The following is a 1,922-nucleotide window of genomic DNA, read 5'->3' on the forward strand; positions in this document are numbered from 1 at the left end:
GCCCGCTTTCACTGTGCCGTTACGCGGCAGATAGCGCACCGTCGCCATCGCGACGGTCGATTTACCGCAGCCCGATTCGCCGACGAGCCCATACGCTTCGCCGTGCCGCACGCGAAACGAGACATCCTGAAGCACTTCGCGATCGCGCCCGCGGATCCGGTAGGTGACGGTCAGGCCGACCACCGTGAGCGCATCGGTGCGATCGCTTTTCGACACGTCGAAGGCGGCGAACGGGGAGGGCGGCGCGGCGTTCATCGGTCGAGCACGCCTTGCACGCTGTCGGCGATCAGATTCACGCCAACCACCAGCGTCGCGATCGCGCCGGCCGAGAACACCACGGTCCACCATGCGCCGCCCGCCATCAACGTGTACGACTCGGACAGGGCGAGACCCCAGTCCGCTGACGGCGGTTGAATGCCGAAGCCGAGAAACGACAGCGTGGCGACCGCGAAGATCGCATAGCCGAGGCGCACGGTCGCCTCGACGATGATGGGCGGCAGCACGTTCGGCAGAATTTCGACGAACATGATGTACGGCGCGCGCTCACCGCGCAGTTGCGCGGCGGCCACGTAGTCAAGATGCCGTTCGGCGAACACGGCGGCGCGCACCGTGCGCGCGGTGATTGGCGTGAAGGTGATGCCGATCACGAGGACCACCGTGACGTTGCTCGCACCGACTGCCGCCAGTGCGAGCAGTGCGACGATCACGAGCGGTAGCGCAAGCACCGCGTCGATCGCGCGGCCGACCACGTTGTCCACCCAGCCCTCGAAATAGCCGACGAGGAGACCCAGCGCCGTGCCCGCCGCCGTGCCGAGCAGCGTCGCGAGCGGCGCGATGGTGAGGATGTCGCGCGCGCCGACGATCACGCGCGAAAATACGTCGCGGCCGAGCTGGTCGGTGCCGAACCAGTGCGTAGGGTCGGGCGGCAGCAGCGAATTGAGCGGATCGGACGCATACGGATCTAGGCGTACGATCCACTGCCCGGCGAGCGCGCAGACGATCCACCATGCGACGATCACCACACCGACCACGAAGGTGGGGGAACGCAGCAGGAGGCGCAGCTGACCGAAGCGCGGTTCGGTGGCCGCGGCTTGTTGAGTGGGAGATGCGACCGTGCTCATTGCGCACTCCTCACGCGCAGCCGCGGATTGAGCAGTACATGCAGCGCGTCGGCGACGAGATTGGCGAGCGTATAGACCACGCCGATCGTCAGCACGCCCGCTTCCAGCATCGGAAAGTCCTTGGCCTTGGCGGCGTTGTAGATCAGCGAGCCGATGCCCTGATAGTGGAACAGCGTCTCGACCACCACGAGCCCGCCGATCATATAACCGAGCTGTGTCGCGGCCACGGTGATGGTCGGCAGCAGCGCATTGCGCAACACGTGCCGCCAGATCACGACATGACGCGGCAAGCCTTTGAGGATCGCGGTGCGCGTGTAGTCCGCGTCGAGCGCTTCGACGGTGCCCGCGCGCGCCATTCTCGCGATGTAGCCGAAGAACACCAGCACCAGAGGCAGCACCGGCAGCACCAGATGCCGTAGCTGTTCGAGCCCGCTCGCTTGCGGCGGATACGACGCTTCGATCGGCAGCCAGCGCAGCCACACGCCGAACACGAGGATCAGCACGATGGACGAAACGAACTCCGGCACCACGGTCGCCGACAAACCGGCGATGCTGATCGTGCGGTCGAGCCAGCGGCCCGCGTGCATGGCCGACCACACGCCGCCCGCGATGCCGAGCGGCACGACGACGATGAACGCGAGCAGCCCTAGCCTGGCCGAATGCGCGAGCGCGTCGGCGATGAACGGCCCGACCGGCTCGCGATACGCATACGAGAGTCCCATGTCGCCGCGCACGAAATGCGTGATCCAGTCGATGTATTGCGTGAGCAGCGGCCGGTCCGCGCCAAGCTGATGATTGAGC

The 1,922-nt window shown here is 66.5% G+C and carries 3 protein-coding genes; all 3 read right to left on the reverse strand.

The window, feature by feature from the left end; translation table 11 throughout:
- On the reverse strand, positions 1–255 hold a 255-nt coding region (locus CIC12_RS04470; protein WP_168662547.1), incomplete at its 3' end, for an ATP-binding cassette domain-containing protein.
- Positions 252–1,121, reverse strand: coding sequence for an ABC transporter permease (locus CIC12_RS04475; RefSeq protein ID WP_168662549.1), 870 nt, complete (start codon positions 1,119–1,121; stop codon positions 252–254). The genes CIC12_RS04470 and CIC12_RS04475, both read right to left, overlap by 4 nt.
- Positions 1,118–1,922 (reverse strand): ABC transporter permease (locus tag CIC12_RS04480; RefSeq protein ID WP_168662551.1); only part of this gene is annotated, 805 nt, incomplete at its 5' end. The genes CIC12_RS04475 and CIC12_RS04480, both read right to left, overlap by 4 nt.

It is taken from the genome of Paraburkholderia sp. SG-MS1 (assembly GCF_012275575.1).
Taxonomy (GTDB): domain Bacteria; phylum Pseudomonadota; class Gammaproteobacteria; order Burkholderiales; family Burkholderiaceae; genus Paraburkholderia.

Coding starts and splice junctions, on each gene's coding strand:
- CIC12_RS04475 (WP_168662549.1), bottom strand. CDS start 1,121: ATGAGCACGGTCGCATCTCCCACTCAACAAGCCGCGGCCACCGAACCG.